At 46.0% G+C, this 18,843-nt stretch carries 16 protein-coding genes and 1 pseudogene; 5 read left to right on the top strand and 12 right to left on the bottom strand.

Annotated elements, in window-relative coordinates; all coding sequences use genetic code 11:
* Nucleotides 1–286 precede the first annotated feature (286 nt).
* Entirely contained in the window at nucleotides 287–1,486 is a 1,200-nt protein-coding gene (locus J4N42_RS22205; RefSeq protein WP_252032602.1) for an enolase C-terminal domain-like protein, read from the top strand.
* Nucleotides 1,487–1,538: 52 nt separating this feature from the next.
* On the opposite strand, the gene J4N42_RS22210 is transcribed toward J4N42_RS22205, so the two are convergent.
* Entirely contained in the window at nucleotides 1,539–2,255 is a 717-nt protein-coding gene (locus tag J4N42_RS22210) for a GntR family transcriptional regulator (protein WP_252032605.1), read from the bottom strand.
* Nucleotides 2,256–2,531: 276 nt separating this feature from the next.
* Between J4N42_RS22210 and J4N42_RS22215 the strand changes: the two genes are divergently transcribed.
* Complete coding sequence (locus tag J4N42_RS22215; RefSeq protein WP_252032608.1) at nucleotides 2,532–3,335, top strand: SDR family NAD(P)-dependent oxidoreductase; 804 nt, start codon at nucleotides 2,532–2,534, stop codon at nucleotides 3,333–3,335.
* Between the two features lie 60 nt (nucleotides 3,336–3,395).
* Here the strand turns inward: J4N42_RS22215 and J4N42_RS22220 are convergent, their stop codons facing one another.
* The 6 genes and pseudogenes from J4N42_RS22220 to J4N42_RS22245 all read right to left on the bottom strand — a co-directional run bounded on the left by J4N42_RS22220 (nucleotide 3,396) and on the right by J4N42_RS22245 (nucleotide 9,208).
* A complete protein-coding gene (locus J4N42_RS22220) occupies nucleotides 3,396–3,851 on the bottom strand; it encodes a GNAT family N-acetyltransferase (RefSeq protein ID WP_252032611.1) in 456 nt (151 codons plus the stop codon).
* A gap of 100 nt (nucleotides 3,852–3,951) precedes the next feature.
* Nucleotides 3,952–4,197, bottom strand: a complete 246-nt coding sequence (locus tag J4N42_RS22225) for an HP1242/YdcH family protein (protein WP_252032613.1) — start codon at nucleotides 4,195–4,197, stop codon at nucleotides 3,952–3,954.
* 105 nt (nucleotides 4,198–4,302) lie between these two features.
* Nucleotides 4,303–5,313, bottom strand: coding sequence for a LacI family DNA-binding transcriptional regulator (locus J4N42_RS22230; RefSeq protein WP_252032616.1), 1,011 nt, complete (start codon nucleotides 5,311–5,313; stop codon nucleotides 4,303–4,305).
* 224 nt (nucleotides 5,314–5,537) lie between these two features.
* Entirely contained in the window at nucleotides 5,538–6,614 is a 1,077-nt protein-coding gene (locus tag J4N42_RS22235) for a porin (protein WP_252032619.1), read from the bottom strand.
* Between the two features lie 177 nt (nucleotides 6,615–6,791).
* Entirely contained in the window at nucleotides 6,792–7,808 is a 1,017-nt protein-coding gene (locus J4N42_RS22240) for a nuclear transport factor 2 family protein (RefSeq protein WP_252032622.1), read from the bottom strand.
* 103 nt (nucleotides 7,809–7,911) lie between these two features.
* Nucleotides 7,912–9,208: pseudogene (locus J4N42_RS22245) on the bottom strand (MFS transporter).
* 338 nt (nucleotides 9,209–9,546) lie between these two features.
* Here J4N42_RS22245 and J4N42_RS22250 point away from each other — a divergent pair.
* Nucleotides 9,547–11,088 (top strand): sodium:solute symporter family transporter, encoded by a 1,542-nt coding sequence (locus J4N42_RS22250; RefSeq protein WP_252032625.1) that lies wholly within the window; start codon nucleotides 9,547–9,549, stop codon nucleotides 11,086–11,088.
* Between the two features lie 12 nt (nucleotides 11,089–11,100).
* Nucleotides 11,101–12,471, top strand: a complete 1,371-nt coding sequence (locus tag J4N42_RS22255) for an L-serine ammonia-lyase (protein WP_252032628.1) — start codon at nucleotides 11,101–11,103, stop codon at nucleotides 12,469–12,471.
* 64 nt (nucleotides 12,472–12,535) lie between these two features.
* On the opposite strand, the gene J4N42_RS22260 is transcribed toward J4N42_RS22255, so the two are convergent.
* From J4N42_RS22260 to J4N42_RS22280, 5 genes are all read right to left on the bottom strand, one after another.
* Nucleotides 12,536–13,150: a LysE family translocator gene (locus J4N42_RS22260; RefSeq protein WP_252032630.1), complete on the bottom strand. Its 615-nt coding sequence runs from the start codon at nucleotides 13,148–13,150 to the stop codon at nucleotides 12,536–12,538.
* A 112-nt stretch (nucleotides 13,151–13,262) separates the two neighbouring features.
* Nucleotides 13,263–14,174 carry a LysR family transcriptional regulator gene (locus J4N42_RS22265; RefSeq protein ID WP_252032633.1) on the bottom strand — a complete coding sequence of 304 codons (912 nt, stop codon included), beginning with the start codon at nucleotides 14,172–14,174 and terminating at the stop codon, nucleotides 13,263–13,265.
* A gap of 101 nt (nucleotides 14,175–14,275) precedes the next feature.
* Nucleotides 14,276–14,977, bottom strand: a complete 702-nt coding sequence (locus J4N42_RS22270; protein WP_252032636.1) for a DUF1028 domain-containing protein — start codon at nucleotides 14,975–14,977, stop codon at nucleotides 14,276–14,278.
* A gap of 31 nt (nucleotides 14,978–15,008) precedes the next feature.
* Nucleotides 15,009–16,400: a YfcC family protein gene (locus J4N42_RS22275; protein ID WP_252032639.1), complete on the bottom strand. Its 1,392-nt coding sequence runs from the start codon at nucleotides 16,398–16,400 to the stop codon at nucleotides 15,009–15,011.
* A 112-nt stretch (nucleotides 16,401–16,512) separates the two neighbouring features.
* Nucleotides 16,513–17,766, bottom strand: coding sequence for an allantoate amidohydrolase (locus J4N42_RS22280; protein WP_252032642.1), 1,254 nt, complete (start codon nucleotides 17,764–17,766; stop codon nucleotides 16,513–16,515).
* Nucleotides 17,767–18,001: 235 nt separating this feature from the next.
* Between J4N42_RS22280 and J4N42_RS22285 the strand changes: the two genes are divergently transcribed.
* Nucleotides 18,002–18,748 (top strand): FadR/GntR family transcriptional regulator, encoded by a 747-nt coding sequence (locus J4N42_RS22285; protein WP_252032645.1) that lies wholly within the window; start codon nucleotides 18,002–18,004, stop codon nucleotides 18,746–18,748.
* The last annotated feature ends 95 nt before the right edge of the window (nucleotides 18,749–18,843 follow it).

An 18,843-nucleotide genomic window follows, 5' to 3' on the forward strand; every position in this document is an offset into this window, starting at 1 on the left:
TTTGTTTGTGTCAATTGCATCATACTTTCCTATGTGCTTAGTCTGCTCATTTACTGCGCTCATCTTAGCTACTGGCAGTATTTATCCAATCGACAAATTAGTGATTAAACTCACAATAAGACGGCTAAAAATTAATTTTTGGGCTTTTTTTGCCAATTGGTTCGTTTTTCTTTCCAAATTCTAAACAAGAGCGAACCAGTTAAATTTAAGCACAATTTACCGCTTGTAATTTGTATTTTTTCACGCTTATATAAAATAAATCCTATTAGATTAGAGATAGTTTGAAGTGAATAAAAACACCATATCCAGCATTGAGTGCATCATTAGTAAACCGGATCGGCACAATCTGATCACTGTAATTGTAGAAACAGAATCAGGCATCACGGGTTACGGTTGTGCAACTTTTCAACAACGACCATTGGCAGTAAAAACCATGGTTGATGAATACCTTAAGCCATTATTAATTGGTAAAGACGCCAATAATATTGAAGATCTGTGGCAAATGATGATGGTCAATGCATATTGGCGAAATGGCCCAGTGATCAACAATGCTATTTCCGGTGTAGACATGGCACTTTGGGATATAAAGGCAAAACAGGCTAACATGCCGCTTCATCAATTATTTGGTGGTAAGTCTCGTGATGCTATTCAAGTATATACACATGCCACTAGCGATACGATGGAAGGCCTCTATGAGCAAGTCGATAAATATTTAGAGCAGGGCTATCAACATATTCGTTGTCAACTAGGCTTCTATGGAGGCGTGCCTGAAAATATTCAAACAGCAAAAAATCCAACGCAAGGCTCGTACTACGATCAAGACCAGTATATTGAAAACACAGTGGAAATGTTCAAAAACTTACGTGAGAAATACGGCAAGAAGTTCCATATTCTTCACGATGTACACGAACGTTTGTTCCCAAATCAAGCAATTCAATTTGCGAAAGAAGTTGAGAAGTACAACCCATTCTTTATCGAAGATATTTTGCCACCAAGCCAAACAGAATGGCTGGACAACATTCGTAACCAATCTAGTGTTTCTCTAGCGCTGGGTGAGCTATTCAACAACCCAGAAGAGTGGAAAGCACTGATCATCAATCGTCGTGTCGACTTCATTCGTTGCCACGTCTCGCAGCTCGGTGGAATTACTCCAGCACTTAAACTCGGTCACTTCTGTGAGAGCTTTGGCGTTCGTATTGCTTGGCACTGCCCACCAGATATGACACCGATTGGCGCCGCAGTGAACACTCACTTAAATGTGCATCTACACAACGCTGCGATTCAAGAGCATGTAGAATACAAAGCCAATACACAGCGCGTCTTCCCGAACGCAGCAGAGCCAGTCAACGGTTACCTATACGCATCTGAAATTGCAGGTATCGGTGTGGAGATGGATCGCGAAGCGGCGCAAGACTTCCCTGTTGAATACCGCCCACACGAATGGACGCAAAGCCGTTTACCAGACGGCAGTATTCACACGCCTTAATGCCTCGCTTGTCCTAGCGACGGCTTTGTATGCAAACCTAAAAAAACGACCGCTAATCGCGGTCGTTTTGGTCTCGATAATTGAGGCTTTCGGGGTTAAATTTGGTGTGATAGGTACATTGGTAATTAATATCAATAATATCGCTCACCACAAATACCTCTCCCGTTTTTAAGAAACCACGGTTCGTGATATTCATTGCAGAACTATTACGTTTACAATCTAATAATTCTGAATCTTCTTTTGAAACATTGATGGCTTGATAACTGGTTAAATAACTATCTATTTCTAGCCCTAAAGATAATACGTGCTTCTGTAGAGAGCTTTCAATAATCTCTTCTGTTATTTTTGGAAACATACTTACAGGTAATTTAGTTTCCTCAATTTGAGTCACCTTACCCTGAATTAGTCTTAGTCGCTTAATATTCCAAAGGTATTCATCTTCTTCGATAGAAAAAACTTGCATTTCATGCGTAGTTGGCAAACGTTTATTGAGTTTTATTTTCTTGTAAGAAATCTCACCGAATTTATTTTCAGTGACAGAGTTATATATAAGTGGTGACCCAATAATAGATGTATTAACAAAGTACCCAGACCCAACTTTTGACTTTACAATACCAATTGCTTCTAGTTTAGACAGTGCTTTACGTACAGAAAAACGAGAAAGATCATACTTTTCAGCCAGTTCTCGCTCTGATGGTAGTTTCACATCAATCATGTTTTGACAGATTTTGCTGATGATATCTTGGACTAATTCTTCGTATTTCTTCATAAGCACTCAGCTATTTTTGACCATAAGTAACTTATACCATTTTTCACCGTTAAATATAATCCAACTCAGTGCCTATCGCTGAAATTCATGCATTGCATTCAACTCTTTTAAGCTCGCGTCAACCCAAGAGCTTTTAGTCCTTATCGCTAAATTTTCTATACCGTCAATTAGACTGCACTTTCAAAGATTTTTTGAAATTCCTTCAAGTGGGCACTACTTGGTCTAGCTTCTACTCATAAGTAAACTTTAAACACGTTGAATTTCAGAGGTATTCTCATGCAAAAGCGAATTCTTATTACAGGTGCTACCGATGGTATCGGCTACGAAACCGCTAAAGCACTGGTCGAATTAGGCCACCATGTCATTGTTCATGGTCGCAGCCAATCCAAGCTAGATACGGTAACCAATCAACTCTCTGTGTTTGGGAAAGTGGAACCTGTATTGGCCGATCTCTCTAACTTAGACGCAGTCGCTAATATGGCTTATGAGGTTCAACAGCGTTTTGGTACTTTGGATGTGCTTATCAATAACGCTGGTGTGTTTAGTACGCCTTCACCAGTGACACTTGAAGGGCTAGATGTTCGCTTTGTGGTCAACACCATTGCGCCTTATCAGCTAACCAAAACCCTGCTGCCTTTGATAGAGAAAGACGGCCGAGTCGTTAACCTATCTTCCGCTGCGCAAGCGCCAGTTAGCATCCCAGCCTTAATGGGGGAAACACAACTTGGCGATGGTGAAGCTTACGCTCAGAGTAAGTTGGCACTAACGATGTGGTCGCGCTGGTTAGGGGAAATGAACAAAACTCAGGGGCCGATGATTGTCTCTGTGAACCCTAAATCTTTACTAGGCAGTAAAATGGTTAAAGATGCGTATGGCATTGCCGGAGGGGACATTAAACTTGGGGCGGAGATATTGATCCGTGCAGCCCTATCCGAGGAGTTTAGTCAGGCGCACGGGCTGTATTTTGATAACGACATCGAGCGCTTTAGTCAGCCTCACTCCGATGCCCTCGACGATGCTAAAGTGGAAGCCGTAATTGAAGCGCTGGAAACATTTAATACCGAGATGAAGAAAGGCTAGAGCTCAATCGAGGTTGAAAATCATCCATGCTCAGCGAGTAAGCAGAACCTTAGGTTCTGCTTATAACGCTAGCTTAAACCCTTCGTGGCTCGCCACAAAACCCAGCTTTTGATAGAAGCGAATGGCATCAGGGCGTTGTTTGTCGCTTGTTAACTGCACCATGCTGCAGCCTTTCTGCTTAGCCTGCTGAATCGCGTATTCAAACATCTGCTCCCCAATCCCTAAACCGCGAACATCCTGATGAATTCGGACACCCTCTATCAGAGCTCTCCAGCTGCCAATATGCGTCAAATAGGGAATATAGGTGAGCTGCAGCATTCCAATCACTTTATGCTCATGTTCAGCCACAATCAGTTGATTATTGGGATCAGAATCGATGGCTTGAAACGCAGATAAGTAACTTGTATTCAGGGGAGTGGTGGTGTCTTCTCGCTGCGCACCAAGCGGGTCACTGGCGAGCATGTTCACTAAACTGGCTAAGTCGTCACTGGTTGCAGTGCGAAAATGTATATCCAACGGGTACCTCCACTTATCCGTTTACTTTAAAGAAGCTCAGGGTATCATTCTGCATTAAACGAAAAAAGGCGGGAAACCCGCCTTTTTTGTATGCTTTGCGCTACTGGTGCGCTTGTAAAATCCGTTGATACAAGTCGTCTTTCTGCATCGCTCGGTCATGCTTCATCCGATGCATCTCCTCATCACTGATTGGAGAATCTCGCAATTCTAAAGTGCGAATATCTTTATCTAACGCATCGTAAGCTTTCATGTCTTTTAGAAACACTTCATCGGCTTTTGCCAACGCTTTAATCGTGTCTGTGTAGTCCGAAAATTCGTTCAGTAGAGAGTGGTTCTCACCCAACATAGCTGCTCCTTGGTTATCCGTTACTAACCACTACAACCTAGCGCAATTCGACGCTGAGTATTTGGAGTCCACTCACGTTTTTTGGCTGCTAAACAAAAACATCACTTAATTAGACTGCGTGGTTTTACGCTCAACAATTTTGGCGGGAACCATCATTTTCACCACACTGCTGTTCTTATCGTTGATTTGGTCGACGATTACTTTGACCGACTCGCGAGCTAAGCGCTTGAAATCCTGCCTAAAGGTCGTTAACTGATAACTTAACCATTCTGCCTGAGGAATATTATCAAACCCGAGCACTTTGAGATCTTCTGGGATTCGTAGGCCAAACTCTAATCGAGCCACATCCATCACCGCCATGGCAAGGTTGTCGGTCGCACAGAAAACAGATTCAGGACGCGAAGGATCGGCCATTAATTTGCGAATTTCCTCTAACGCTCCATCGTAGTCATAGCTTGCTTCGATCACTCGCGGTAGGTTGCCTGTCAGCTCTTCAAATTCAGAACAAAAACCGTTTTCACGCTCGCCATTAGTAAAGGTGGGTACTTCACCAGTTAAGTACACTGAGCTTTTGACGCCTTTTTCATGCAAGTGCTGCGCAGCCTGCTGGCCTGCTTCATAGTTATCACTGATCACATAGCTACTTTTGGTTCCTTCCACGACACGAGCATATTGCACGACAGGAATATTGAACTCGGCACACTCTTCATACAACGATTTATTAAACGTCGCCGACGCGGCAATCACACCATCAACACGATACTGGAAGATGTTCGGGATCGAATGCGAATCTTGGCCATCAAACTGCCAAGGAATCAGCACAGCCGAGTAACCTTGCTTTTGCAACTCACTAGAGATGAGCTGTAGCGTTTTCATATGAATAGGATAATCGGCATCTGGGAAGACCAATCCAATCAACTTAGATTCATTGGTAGTGAGACTGCGAGCAAAGGCATTTGGTCGGTAATTTAATGCTTTCGCGGCTTCAAAAACCTTTTGCTTGGTCTTTTCTGCAACTGAACTACCCGGCACAAATACGCGCGATACGGTCGACTGAGAAACCCCAGCAAGCTTTGCTACATCTTTAGAAGTAACCGTTTGTTTTTCAATATTCATCAGTATAAATGTCTAAGCCGATTGACTGTGCACAGAGTAACATATGTAGGTACGTATTCATAAGAAGATTATCTTCGAACCTTGTTATTATTAGGTCAAATCGCATCTTTAAATGAGTTTTGGGTTGTACCCACAAAAAAAGCCTTACTCACAAGTAAGGCTTTAGTAGGTTCCCAAACAATTAGAGAGGCTAAGTAACCCGGTCAGCCTCTCGTTTTGGATGACTAGAAGTAGTAACGGATACCCGCAGCAAACTGGTCATCATTATTTTCAAATGAGTTACCTACTGCTTTCTCGTTACCTAAGTCAAACTGGTACTCTGTCCAGACTAACAACTTGTTGGTTTGGAAGTGGTACTCTAAGCCAGGTACAACGTACTGGCGCTCGTAGCCATTTGCGTTGCCGTCTGTGTCCGTTAAGTAATTGTAGTTAAAGGTCGGACGGAAGCCGTTGTCAAAGTGGTAATGAGTGAAGAACTCAACACCGCGGTGATCATAGAATTCCGCAAGTGTGTTTGTTTCCCAGTTCGAACCTTGGCTGTAGGTTAAGCCGACAAATAGGCCATTATTGACGTAGTTAACGCCTAGTAATCCGATGCGTTGAGTATCGCCATCTTGGATGTTTTTAACGCCAGCATCAATGTCGTCAAATTCGTTCTGGTGGTACGCCAGACCTACCGTCAGGCCATCAGCAACCGTGTACAGAGTTGAAACACCCATACCATTCTTAAGTGTGGCTGTTTTGCCATCAGCCAAACCTACGTCTTCACGCGTCGTTTGGTAAGTGAAGCCGTACTTCCACTTTTCATTGATGCTGTTGCGGTAGGTGATTGAGTTTTCTGCACGGCCCGTACCCGATGCAATACCCCAGTCAGATAGGTTGTAGTAACCCGAGCCACGTGAACCGAACAGTCGGCCCATATCTGTAAACCAAGCGACATCGTAGAAGGTAGACCACTGCTTAGTACCTGCTGCAATCTTGCCGTATTTCTCGTGCTCAACACCCGCGTAAAGTAGGCGATCGTAGATGTTATCGCCATTGGCACCCGAGTTATAACCCCACTCTGCGTGGCCAAAACCTGTCCAGCCATCGTCTAGGCCCATTTGACCTTTTAGGCCAAAACGCGAACTGCCGCTATTCCACTCACCTTGATGGTCGCCGCCTTTATCGTGGTAACGAACATCGAAACGACCATCTAAGGTCAGGCTATCGCCCGCATCGTTTACAAAAGTATGTGCGGCAAAAGCAGAGCTGGTTGTCAGTGCAGCCAAAACCACTGCTGAAACTATCGACTTTTTCATTTTGTCTCTCGTTATTCAGGCCGAGAAAAGCCACCGTGCTTTTTAGGCCCGTTATGAATAATAATTAGGAAAGAGCGTGCCCCATCCTTGAGGCACTAGTTGGGAGCATGTGCCTAAGCCGAGAAGGAATGCTTGGGCAACACCGAGGCGGATGAACGAACCGCCTCTACAATCTCTTTATAGAGATGGATTTAGGATCTGCTGAGTACGCTCGAATACGTCTAGGCCTTGCTGTTTTAGCCAGTAAGGTAGGTCGATCAATACCCAGTTTTCAGATAGCTTGTCACCGTCACGGTAGTACACGTCAACCACTTGCATGTCTGCGCGGATTTCACCACCAGTCATACCTAGGAAACCACCAATTGGCGTGTTTGATAGGTTTGGCCAGCCGAAGAAACAAGAGAAGTTACCTTCTGCGAAGCGACATACGTGGCCGTTAAACTTCTTGTCTTTCAGGTTGTTACGGAACGGCAATTGGTGTTGCTGTTGGTAACGAGGAATTGTGTAAGACGCTCCGATACCACATGGGCCGTACCAGATCATGTCTTTAGACCAGCTCTTCTCTAGCACTTCTGGTGGGCAACCCATCGCGCCGCTGTCGTTGAGTGCAGAAAGGTCATCAACCATCTTGTTCACAAGTGCTAGTGTTGCCACACCTTCTTCTGGGGCAGCATCTTCGAATAGTAGACCGTCGTGGTTACGTGGGCCAGGGTAAGTGAAGTGACGACCCGTTGATGGTGGTAGTGGGTAGCAACCCGCTTGATCCATCATGCCTAGAAGGTCAACGAAAAGACCAGTCTTAGTGATCTTACCGTTTTCAACACAGTTGAACTCAGCGTAACGAAGGTTCATGATCTTGCCAGTTGGGCGCATGCCTAGGTATTCTGCGTCGAATAGACCCATGAAGTGACCCATGCTCATAACCCAGATTTCGCCAGAAGTGACTTCGTTTTCACCACCGATAAAGATGTCTTGACGACGCTGCATGCGAGTCATTGACTTCATTAGTGGAGACCAGAAAACGTCTGCTGCGGCTTGTGCACCTTGTTGCTCACGGAATGGGTAAACACCACGCCATAGGTAATCTTCTGAAGTATGTGCTTTTAGTACTTCAGCTACGTTCTCGTGAGTTGCATTTTCCATCGCATCGAAGTAGTCGCGAACCACACGTTTTGCTTCTTGATATTTAGACATAATCATCTCTCTTTTTGCTGCCGAGTCAGCATTGGAACAGGACTCGATAAAGTGTTTAGTTACCAGCTGAACCCATATGGTTCAGCTGGGTAATTCGTATTGATTAAGCGTTAGCGGTTTGCTTACCTTTGCTCTTGTCGAACAGGCCGCCTTTTAGTGTTTCAGGTAGGGTGAACCATAGTAGGCCAGCAACGATCCATACGATTGGTGAACCCCACATCGCAGTTTGAAGATCGGTACGCTCTTGAATGAAGATAAGAACCATTGGTGCCCACATACCCAAGATACGACCACCGTGGAACAGTGCCGCGCCGTAGCTACGAAGATGCGCAGGGAACAGTTCTGAGAAATACCCACCCCACACAGCTGAAGAAGACAAACCAAAGTTGTAGATAAGACCTAGAATAGCCAGCATGTTTAGGCTACCAATCATCACATCACCAGGAGCAACAAAGAATACCGATACCATGATGCCCGCTAGAATAAAAGCCCAGAGCATTGAATTTACGGCCGAATTTATCTGCCGCCCAACCCCAGAACCACGCACCAAATAGTGAGCCAAAGGCTGAAATTGAGAAAATAAGACCAATCGTGGCACCATCAAACATACGCACTTCACGTAAGTAAGTCGTAACAAAGCCACCGAAGAATTGGAAACCATAGAAGTTCAGGCCAGCCAGCAATAGACACGTGATGGTAATGGTACGGTGCTGCTTACTAAGCATTTCACCCCAAGAACCTTTTTTCACTGTTGCGTCGTTTTTCTCAGCTTCCGCTTGCTCTTCTTCACCGTAAGCAATGACTTTCTTGTCACTCGGTAGAACAAATAGCATCACAACCGCTGCTGCTAGAGGTGGCACACCACCAACCCACATTAGGCTTTCCCATGGAGCATCAATGCTTGAGATGAATGCTGCATACGCACCCATTACCATCAGCGCTACAGAGAACATAGATGAAGCAAATGCGGTCAGCTTGCCGCGTACCGTTGGAGTAAATAGGCCGATCATCAAGCTCACTGCTACGGTGAAGTAACCACCTAGCGAAAGACCAATGATGAAACGCATTGCGGCCCAAGTCGCGTAGTCAGTAAACATCATATTGATGATAGTGGCACCGCCGTTTAAGGCTGTAATCGCAATTAGCGTTGATTTTTTACCAAACTTTGTTGCGAACCATGCACAGCTGAGGGCACCAATAAGTGCGCCAACCGACTGCCATGTATAGAACTGAGCCGTATCCGATAGGCTGATCCCGTCGTACGCTTCAACAATATAAGGGCGTACGTAATCAATAATTACAAAGTTGTAACAATAGAAAAAGTAGCCAACCAGAATTGCCAAATAGGCCGCTACTCTTTGAATCATAGGAACTTCGCTCATGTGTTTCTTGGTGGTCATGACCGATAAACCTCTATTTCACTTAGGATTTTTTAGTATTGTCTCAAACAAGAAAGCATCACTTTAAGATCTTTCCTGCGTTGATGTCGGGGAGGATCATAGTTTTTTTTCTACCTAATGATCCGTGATCAAGGTCAATTTTAAAATGAATACGCACCCATTTTAGCATTTTTGGTGATCCAAGTCTCGCTGTGAGCCTGATTTGCGTATTTTGTGCAAGGATTCATCTATATTGGTGACAAAATTCGCATTTAGAGTGGATTTTGGATAGGAATCGCCAACCGTTGGCACTCATACGTAAGGAAAATAGTTTCTAAGCACCAAGGGGAAACGCCTAAATGGTTACGTACTCAAGCTTTATGGTAATTGCACTTTACGTGTCTATAACCATATTAATCAGCTACTTAGTAAATAAGCGCTATAAATCTGGTGGTGATTTTTCCACTGGTGGAAAGCAGTTTGGCTGGTTTACCGCTGGGATCTCCATTTTAGCTACCTACATTAGTGCCATGACTTTTGTTGGTATGCCTGGTTGGGTCTACAGCTCAGGTATGGAAGCGATGAGCGTACACCTCAACTATCCTATCGTGATCTTTTTTGCGGTGGTCTTCTTTGTTCCCGTCTTCTATAAACTGGGACTCACTTCGATTTACGAATACCTTGAGCTGCGCTTTGGTGTCGTCGCAAGAACCATCAACTCAGTGCTGTTTATTATCGTTCAGTGCATATCGGCGGGGGTAATTCTCTATGCTGTGGCTCTAATACTGGTTCAAGTTCTGCCCATTAGTATTTCCGAAGCGATCATCTATATCAGTCTATTCACCGCCTGCTACACTTATGCGGGTGGGATCTCGACCGTCATCTGGACAGATATGCTGCAGTCTGCTGTGCTCGTGATCGGTAGTATCGCTATCTTTGCCATTCTTCTTATCGACATTAATACCGGCGAGCACCTCTCTCGCGAGCATCTCGAAATCGTCAATTTCGACTTCGATCTTGGCGTGGACACCACGCTGTGGGCAGGTGTGGTAGCGGTGACTTTTCTTCACTTGAGTGTATACGCCACCAACCAACTGATCATTCAAAGAACGCTTGCAACCAAAGACGTGAAGACAGCACAAAAATCCATGCTGCTTTGTGGCTACGGAGCGTTCTTCATCTACCTATTCTTTGCGCTGATTGGTGTATTACTTAGCATCTTTTATCAGGATCAACATTTCGCAAACAGCAACGAAGTGATTTTAGATTTCGTCTTCAACCATACCAATCCAATTGTGGTGGGGTTGATTATCTCAGCATTGGCTGCAGCCGCAATGTCGACGCTCGACTCTACCTACAATTCAATGGCAACGGTGGCGACGTTCGATATCTATAAGCGCTTTATTCGCACTGGCGCCAAAGACAAACATTATGAGAAGGTCGCGCGTAAGCTGAGTTTATTGGCGGCGGGGTTTGTCGTTGTACCTGCGCTGTTCGCCGTTTCGAACGAATCAGTGCTTAAAACCATTGCCAGTTTGACCTCAATTTTTGTGGGTATCCGCTTGGGCTCGTTTGTACTTGGCCTAGCGTGGGCAAAGTCTAACGAACGTGGCGTCATCGCTGGCAGCATTACCAGCATTATCGCGGTATTTAGCGCTATGTCGGCAGGCATTGCCTGGCCGTGGTTTGCCCCACTCGGCACCTTTGTTTTTCTGCTGTTCGGTGTCATCGTGAGTCGACACACCGGCACGCTAACTCCACAACAGCAAGATTTTATTGCTAACCAAAAACACCTTTTTGCTAAGCCAACCACCAGCCATTATGGGCTACTGGTATTTGCGGTGCTGACTATCGTCGCAAGTATCGCGTTACCCGATTGGTTGTTCGCTGCCCTGTCTTAACGAGTTAACACTATGCTTTCTATTTTCGATATCTACAAAATTGGGGTGGGACCGTCTAGCTCCCATACCAATGGTCCAATGATCGCGGGTTTTCAGTTTACCCAAGCGATACAAACGCAGTTAAAGCAAGTCGCCCGTATCCAAATCGATTTATACGGTTCCCTATCGCTTACCGGTATTGGCCACCATACCGATCGCGCTACCTTACTTGGGTTACTGGGTAATACGCCCGACAACATCAAAATCACCAGCGCAAATCAGGCAATGCGTAACGCCATAGAACAAGGCCAATTGCTCGTTGCTGGCGAGCATAACATCGCGTTCAACTACCAAACCGATATGCTGTTCCACCAAGACAACTTACCCCTGCACGAAAATGGCATGACCATCACGGCCTTTGATGCGCAGGGCAATACCCTCGGTTTTGAGACTTACTATTCCATCGGCGGTGGTTTTATCGCCACAGCACAAGAGCTAGAGAGCGGTAAAACGGCAGCACCTACTTCGGTGACTTACCCATTTACCAGCGCAGACGAGATGCTCGCCCAAGCAGAGAAACATGGCCTTAGCCTTGGCGGTATGATCCTAGCTAACGAAACCGCATTCCAAGATAGCGAAGTCATCGACCGTAAAGCCGATCAAATCTGGCGAGTCATGACACGCTGTATGGAGCGAGGATTTGAGACAGAAGGTATTTTGGATGGTGGCCTGAATGTCACTCGCCGCGCGCCAAACCTACTGAAGAAACTGGAAGCCAATGCTGCGGTAGAAAATGATCCAATGGAAATCATGGATTGGATTAACTTGTTTGCCTTTGCCGTTAGCGAAGAAAACGCCGCTGGCGGCCAAGTGGTTACCTCGCCAACCAATGGCGCAGCTGGTGTGATACCTGCAGTGTTGATGTACTACCATCGCTTTATCAAACCGTTAGATACCAAACAGTTAAAGGATTTCCTTGCCGTCTCTGGCGCGATTGGCATCTTGTACAAAACCAATGCATCCATATCGGGTGCTGAAGTTGGCTGCCAAGGTGAAGTCGGCGTATCGTCTTCAATGGCCGCTGCAGGCCTTACCGCCCTTCGTGGTGGCAGTAACGAGCAAATCTGTATTGCCGCAGAAATAGCAATGGAGCACTCGCTAGGTATGACATGCGACCCAATCGGCGGATTGGTTCAAGTGCCATGTATCGAACGTAATGCAATGGGTGCGATGAAAGCCATCAATGCATCACGAATGGCACTTAAACGCACCAGTAAGTGTTTAATCTCACTCGACAAAGTGATTGAGACCATGTACCAAACGGGCAAGGACATGAATAAGAAGTACCGTGAAACATCTCAAGGTGGCTTAGCCCTTATTCATCTTGCACATCCTTGTGAGTAGAGCCAAACGCAAATTAAAAAGCCCAGTCGATGACTGGGCTTTTTCTTTCAAGTTAAGCGGTAAGTTAAAGCGTCACGACCACTCGAACCGCAAGGCCAATAAGTACTAGGCCAGATAACCTATCAATGAGTACCGCTTTAGAACGGATTTTATCGATGACTTTCGAGTTGGATAAGATCAGCGTGATGAAGGTATACCACAAGCCATCAGTAATCAGCGGCGTTGCCACAATGATCATTTGATTGCTCAGTTCATTTCCCAGCGCGACAAACTGGCTAAACAATGCGATGAAGAACAATGCGATCTTGGGGCTAAGAATCGAAATGAAGAACCCTTCTCGCGCCGATTGCCAAACACTGACTTTCTCGCCCGACTCCAATTTAGCAGCAACACCACCTTTTGAACGCAGTGCATTAAAGCCTAAGTAAGCCAAGTATCCAGCACCGGCAACGCTAATGGTTTTAAACAGCAGCGGGCTTTGCTGAAGCACCACGGCCAAACCAATCAATGTAATAAAGGCGTAAATACCAATACCTAACGCGTGCGCCCATGCTGTTGCCAGTCCGTTTAGCCTGCCGCCCGCAAGTGAGTGCTTAGCCACAACCGCTAAGCTCGGTCCCGGCGACATTGCGCCAAGAATACAAATGGTGAAAAGTGATAACCACACTGTGAACGTCATAATGCTCTCCTCTTTGTGGTCACTGTAACAAAGGCTAAGCTATAAATTGAAATCAAACATTCTCATAAAGGTCATGATTTCAGATCATTCCCCATTAAGAAAGTCGATTTACTTAGATTGAATAATCAGAGTCCTGCATTAACACTGCGATTTGCTCTCTCGCCCAACGATGTGCAGGGTCACTGTCATATTTCGGGTGCCACATCAGCCAGTACTGGTGAGCTTGCGTGGTAAATGGTAGTTCTTTGTGAGCGATGGGCCAATGACGAGCAAGGTTCACCGCAATATGCCTAGGCACCACCATCAAGTGTTCACTCGATACTAATGTGTTAATCGCGGCTGAGAAAAATGGGACTTTCAACGCAATTCGACGCTCAATGCCCTGCTGTTTCAGTACCACATCAGTACTGGAGTCTTTATCGCCCCCACCGGTCACTTTAATGTGTGAGTAAGCCGTCAGGTCTTCAACAGATAATGAGTTTTTGCTTGCAAGTGGATGGGTGTCTTTCATTAAGCACACCGAGTTGTCTTCACCAATCTTAATACTCGACACACCTTTTGGTTGCTCTGCAAACATAGAAGTCGCGAGATGAATGCCTAAATCGTGCATTTTCTCTAAAAAATCGGGTTGCCATAAACGATAGGCAACATCGATTTTCGGCGCTGCTTGGTTAAGATATTGAGTAATATTGGGCAGCAAGTACTGAGCAACATAGTCACTGGAAGCGAGCACTAACTCACCTTGCCAGTCTTTGGGTTCAAAGGGTTTGTCGCTCAACAAGTGCTCAAACTCGCCCAGCAACGCTTCCAATTTCTGTTTCAGTACCAGAGCCCGTGGAGTCGGAATTAAGCTGTTCCCTTCACGCACTAAAATGGGGTCACCGCACAGCTCCCGCAATTGGGCCAACTGCCTACTCACTGCCGACTGAGTAATATGCAAACGCTGAGCAGCGCGGCTAACATGGCACTCTTCTAACAGCACATGCAGCGAACGAAGTAAGTTCAGATTGATGTTATTTAGCACGGTGAACCTGAGATGATTGAAACACACGGTGTTCAAGTTACCGTAAAACAGAAAGGAGAGAAACTAGCTGTCGCCACCTAGCTTCTCATATTAGGCTGGAGTTATTGGTTTGGCAGCTGACGAAGAAAGTCTTGGAAGCCCGCTTCTTGCACTCGGCTAAGCACCTTACGCAAATCAGCAATTAAGTTATCGTCAGACCAATCGACACGAATATCAACCGGTGCTTGAGTCAGGCTCTCAATACGCAATGAAGCCGAATAAGTACCGCGCTTATCGCCCCCTGCCGCTAGAGCGCTTTCCAGCGCAGCAATTAAAGCCTCAGGCAGCTGCAGCTCATAATCAGGCTTATAAGCCGGCACTTCTCCCTGTAGCACTTGCTCAGAGTTAACGGTCACGGCTGCAACAAAGGCTTGAGCAAATGCGGTTATGACCGCGTCGCTCTCTAGCATATTGCCTGCAACCGCGATGTGAGGCAGCGACAACGAACCCACGTAAGAAATATTCTCCTCGCCGTTAATAAACGCACTGTTGCCTTCTTTATCCATCACCATACATTGGCGTTTGGCAAATTCGGCATCATTACGCTTCAATTGCTCGATCACTTGCTGGCAGTTCAAGCCTTGTTCCAGTGCCTTTTTTGCGTTATCAGCATACCAAGGGTTAGTGAATAACCCTTGAGTGGCACATGCGCCGACACCACGCCAGCTGTGATTAACGTAGCCACCAACGGCAACCCCTCCGGTTGCCGTAATGGAAGCAGATAACCCAGTTTCAGGGTTAACGTGAATAAGTGAAATCGTCATAGATTCTCAATACAACTACTTTAGCGAGTGGCTAGTAGCCCACCATTTGCCCAATAAATAGAGCAACCCAACACAGTGCGTACACAAACAGCATGAATGGCAAAATCGCTTTCAACCACTGCTCGTAAGACACACGACCAAGTGCTAGCATGGCCAGCGTACCGCCAGAAGTTGGAACAATCAGGTTAGTTAGGCCATCACCCACTTGGAATGCTGTGATCATTAGCTGACGGCTCATGCCAACTAAGTCTGCAACTGGGATAAGAATCGGCATCGTCACCATCGCTTGGCCAGAACCAGACGGTACGAATAGGTTGATTACCCCTTGCACCACACTCGCCACAATCGCAGATACTGCAATAGGCATATCTTGGATCAATGAACTTAACGCACTGACAATGGTGTCGATGATTTGCGCTTGGTCGAGAATGATCTGAATCGATGCCGCGACACCAATAACCAGAGCACCAGCTGTCACGCCAGATGCACCTTCCATCATCTGCTTTACAATGTTGTTCGCGTTAAGGCCGTTAACCGCACCAATCACAATCGCCATCAATAGGAAGAGACCAGCGATTTCGTTGATGTACCAACCATTAGAGAACACACCGTACAGCATGATACCTAGGCCAGCTAAGAAAACGCCTAACGTCAGTTTGTCTTTTTTCCCTAGCGTGTACTCAGATAGGTCTTTGCTTAGTCCTTCTGCTGAATCTGGCTCTTTAAAGTCCATTTTCGCAACGCGAGTACAGATGTAGTAAGAAAGCAGCGCAAGTGAAGACACTACCATTGCAGCACGCAGCCAAGCACCCGAGAAGGTTGGCAACTCAGCAATGCCCTGTGCAACGCCCACTGTGTATGGGTTGATCGGGGAAAGTGCGAAACCCACACCGATACCGCCCACCGCCATAACGGTGCCCACTAAACTAGAGTAACCAACAGCGGCAGAAATCAGAACCGCCACTGGGACTAAGGCAATGTTATTTTCAAAGCCGACAGCAACACCAAAGAAACCGTAAATAAACGTACCTACCGTGATGATCAGGTTACGGTTTTGCACGCCAGCTTTGTTGACTGCAACACCAATGGCATTTTCAAGCGCACCGGTGCGTTGCAGAATGTGGAACAAACCACCCGCAATAAATACGATGAACAAGTAAGGCGCAGCGCTAATAAGGCCTTTCGGGATCGCTACAAAAATATCGAAGAAATGCACAGATGGAACATCGCTTAAATAGGCGAATGAATCTGCCACTACGGTGGTTTTACCATCGACAACGACTCGTTCAAACTCACCTGCTGGAACAATGAAAGTTAGCAAGTAAGTGGCAACGAGAATCATGAAGATCAGCACCATTGGATCTGGCATGTTTTTATACCAAACCTTCTTTTCTGTCGTCTCCATTTTATTTGTCATATCCATAGCATAGTCTCTCCTTAGTATAGGAATGGATGCCCAATCGTTTGAACACCCAAATTCACAAGCGACCTCAAATAAGGTTTAAAGTGCTTAACGGGAGGCAGGTTTACCTACCTTATGTGTGTTGTTGTTTCATTCGCAAACAGAAGTGATTTAGGACTTCAACGCCCGCTCGCAGGTCTTGCTGCAAAATCGCTTCGTCTGGGTGATGGCTAATGCCATCGGTACAACGCATAAACAGCATCGCAATGTCGGTTAGCTTACTCACGGCTAGCCCATCATGGCCCGCCCCGCTGAATAAGTGTTTAGCTTCAATACCAGCTTGCCCAATCGCTTCAGCAAGCGTGGCAGACAGCGCATCAGAACAAGTCACAGCGGCTTGCTCATAAGTTTGCTCGTGGCGATATTGCAGGTTGTACTGAGCCATCAAAGAGTTGATGTCTGCCAACATTTCCTCGCGCGCAGCAATACGTGAAGCATCGTTTGGTGAACGAAGTTCGATGGTAAAATCCGTTTGCTGAGGGATCACATTCACGCCGTTCGGATAGTTGGCAATCTTACCCACCACGCCGACTAAATCGTCTTCACGCTTACACAGCTGATCGAACATATGAATGATTTGTGCCGCGCCCACTAGCGCATCTTGACGTAGGTTCATAGGCACTGTGCCAGCATGGCCGGCCTTACCAAGAATCGAAAGCGTGTGGCGCTCGATACCCGTCATGGCAGTCACTACACCTACTGGTAGGTTCGCTTGTTCAAGCTGAGGGCCTTGCTCGATATGCACTTCCAAAAAACCTAATACCGAGTCTCTATCGTAGGCATCTTGCGCAATCTTCTCTGGCTGGCAGCCAAACTGAATCAAGGCGTCTTTCATGCTCACGCCATGAGTGTCTACGGCCTCTAGCATACTTGGGTCAAACGTCCCTGAAATCGCTTTTGAGCCCAGCAATGTCGATTGAAAGCGCGTGCCCTCTTCATCACTGAATGCAATAACATCGATGTGGAACGGAAACGCGACTTGGTTTTGGTGGAAATGATGCACCAATGCGAGCGGTAAAATCACACCTAAAATGCCGTCGTATTTACCACCGTTTGGCACCGTATCTTGGTGTGAGCCAAAAATCAGCGTTTTCGCGTTTGGGTTTTCACTCTTGTAACGGCCAATCAAGTTTGCAGCGTTATCTAGGCGAACTTCCATCCCAGATTGTTGCATCCACTCACGGAGTTTCTGGTTTGCCGCCGCGTGCTCTTCACTGGCACACAAACGGGTTACCCCTTCACTGTCTGGATCTTTGGTTTGGCTACAAAACGCGATGCTTTCTAACCATTCCCACGCCAAGCTGGCTGTTTCTACGAATTTTTCCATGATGAATCGTTCTATTTTTGACCATATCTTATTTAATTTATCATGATAAATATCAAATGAAAGCCATTTATCATGATAAATAGCTTTTTTGTGAGTGTGATTCGATCGATAATCGGATGGTTTCATAGCCAAAAGATATGCGTGGCGTGATGAAGCAAAAGCAGAAAACAGGTGACATCTGGCAGAAATGCTTCAAAATTCAATCGGTAGCGCACGGAATAGAAGGTGATTGACGGTGGCAGGCAGCGCAAAGCAAAGAAGAACCCAACAATTGGCAGAATCCATCAAAGCATGGATTGTGGATCAAGCGCTTCAGCCCGGAGATCGTTTACCCAATGAACTGCAAGTCATGGAGCAGTTCGATGCGTCTAAAAGCACGGTTCGTGAAAGCATGCGCATCCTAGAAGCTCAAGGGATCTTAAAAACTAAGACAGGGCCCAAAGGTGGAGTGTTTGTCACCGAGATGAGTGAAAAGAAGGCTCAGGCGCTACTTAGTAACTATTTGTTCTTCAAAGATATTTCTATTTCAGACCTCTACCAAATTCGCCTCTCTCTTGAACCAGAGATCACCGCATCATTAGCCGGAAGGCTAAGCGACCTGCAACTCGCAGCGCTCGATCAACAGATCGACAAATACCAAACCCCACCCGAAGATGTGTACCAAGAGCGCGAGCACCATATTGCTTCTCTGGAATTCCATGGTTTATTAGCCAGTTATTCCGATAACGAACTGCTCAAATTTATGGTGCGCTTTACCGCCCAAATGCTGACAGAACTAACGATCTATAAAAAACTCTACGAACCGGGTAACCACAAACTTTGGAATACTGGGGTACAAAGCCAACGTGCGCTTGTAGAAGCCCTACGTAAAGGTGATGCAGTCAAAGCCAAGCAAGTCATGGAACAGCATATGCTGACGGCTCATCAACTGATGAAAAAACAAGAAGCCAAAGTCGCAAATCGCTTTATAACAGAGGGTTAAACCCCCTCTAGATTACCCTCTCCTCATTCGACACTTCACACTCTTGGCTGTAAGTTAGCGATAGCTTATTTACATGGTCACAACTTTCCTTTGCA

Origin of the sequence: Vibrio sp. SCSIO 43135, from assembly GCF_023716665.1 — a bacterium.
Classification (GTDB): domain Bacteria; phylum Pseudomonadota; class Gammaproteobacteria; order Enterobacterales; family Vibrionaceae; genus Vibrio; species Vibrio paucivorans.

Bases quoted from the DNA above. Each gene is read 5' to 3' on its own strand.
- J4N42_RS22235 (WP_252032619.1), bottom strand. From the start codon at position 6,614: ATGAAAAAGTCGATAGTTTCAGCAGTGGTTTTGGCTGCACTGACAACC.
- J4N42_RS22225 (WP_252032613.1), bottom strand. From the start codon at position 4,197: ATGTTGGGTGAGAACCACTCTCTACTGAACGAATTTTCGGACTACACA.
- J4N42_RS22230 (WP_252032616.1), bottom strand. From the start codon at position 5,313: ATGAATATTGAAAAACAAACGGTTACTTCTAAAGATGTAGCAAAGCTT.
- J4N42_RS22270 (WP_252032636.1), bottom strand. From the start codon at position 14,977: ATGACGATTTCACTTATTCACGTTAACCCTGAAACTGGGTTATCTGCT.
- J4N42_RS22275 (WP_252032639.1), bottom strand. From the start codon at position 16,400: ATGGATATGACAAATAAAATGGAGACGACAGAAAAGAAGGTTTGGTAT.
- J4N42_RS22250 (WP_252032625.1), top strand. From the start codon at position 9,547: ATGGTTACGTACTCAAGCTTTATGGTAATTGCACTTTACGTGTCTATA.
- J4N42_RS22255 (WP_252032628.1), top strand. From the start codon at position 11,101: ATGCTTTCTATTTTCGATATCTACAAAATTGGGGTGGGACCGTCTAGC.
- J4N42_RS22215 (WP_252032608.1), top strand. From the start codon at position 2,532: ATGCAAAAGCGAATTCTTATTACAGGTGCTACCGATGGTATCGGCTAC.
- J4N42_RS22280 (WP_252032642.1), bottom strand. From the start codon at position 17,766: ATGGAAAAATTCGTAGAAACAGCCAGCTTGGCGTGGGAATGGTTAGAA.
- J4N42_RS22240 (WP_252032622.1), bottom strand. From the start codon at position 7,808: ATGTCTAAATATCAAGAAGCAAAACGTGTGGTTCGCGACTACTTCGAT.
- J4N42_RS22260 (WP_252032630.1), bottom strand. From the start codon at position 13,150: ATGACGTTCACAGTGTGGTTATCACTTTTCACCATTTGTATTCTTGGC.
- J4N42_RS22210 (WP_252032605.1), bottom strand. From the start codon at position 2,255: ATGAAGAAATACGAAGAATTAGTCCAAGATATCATCAGCAAAATCTGT.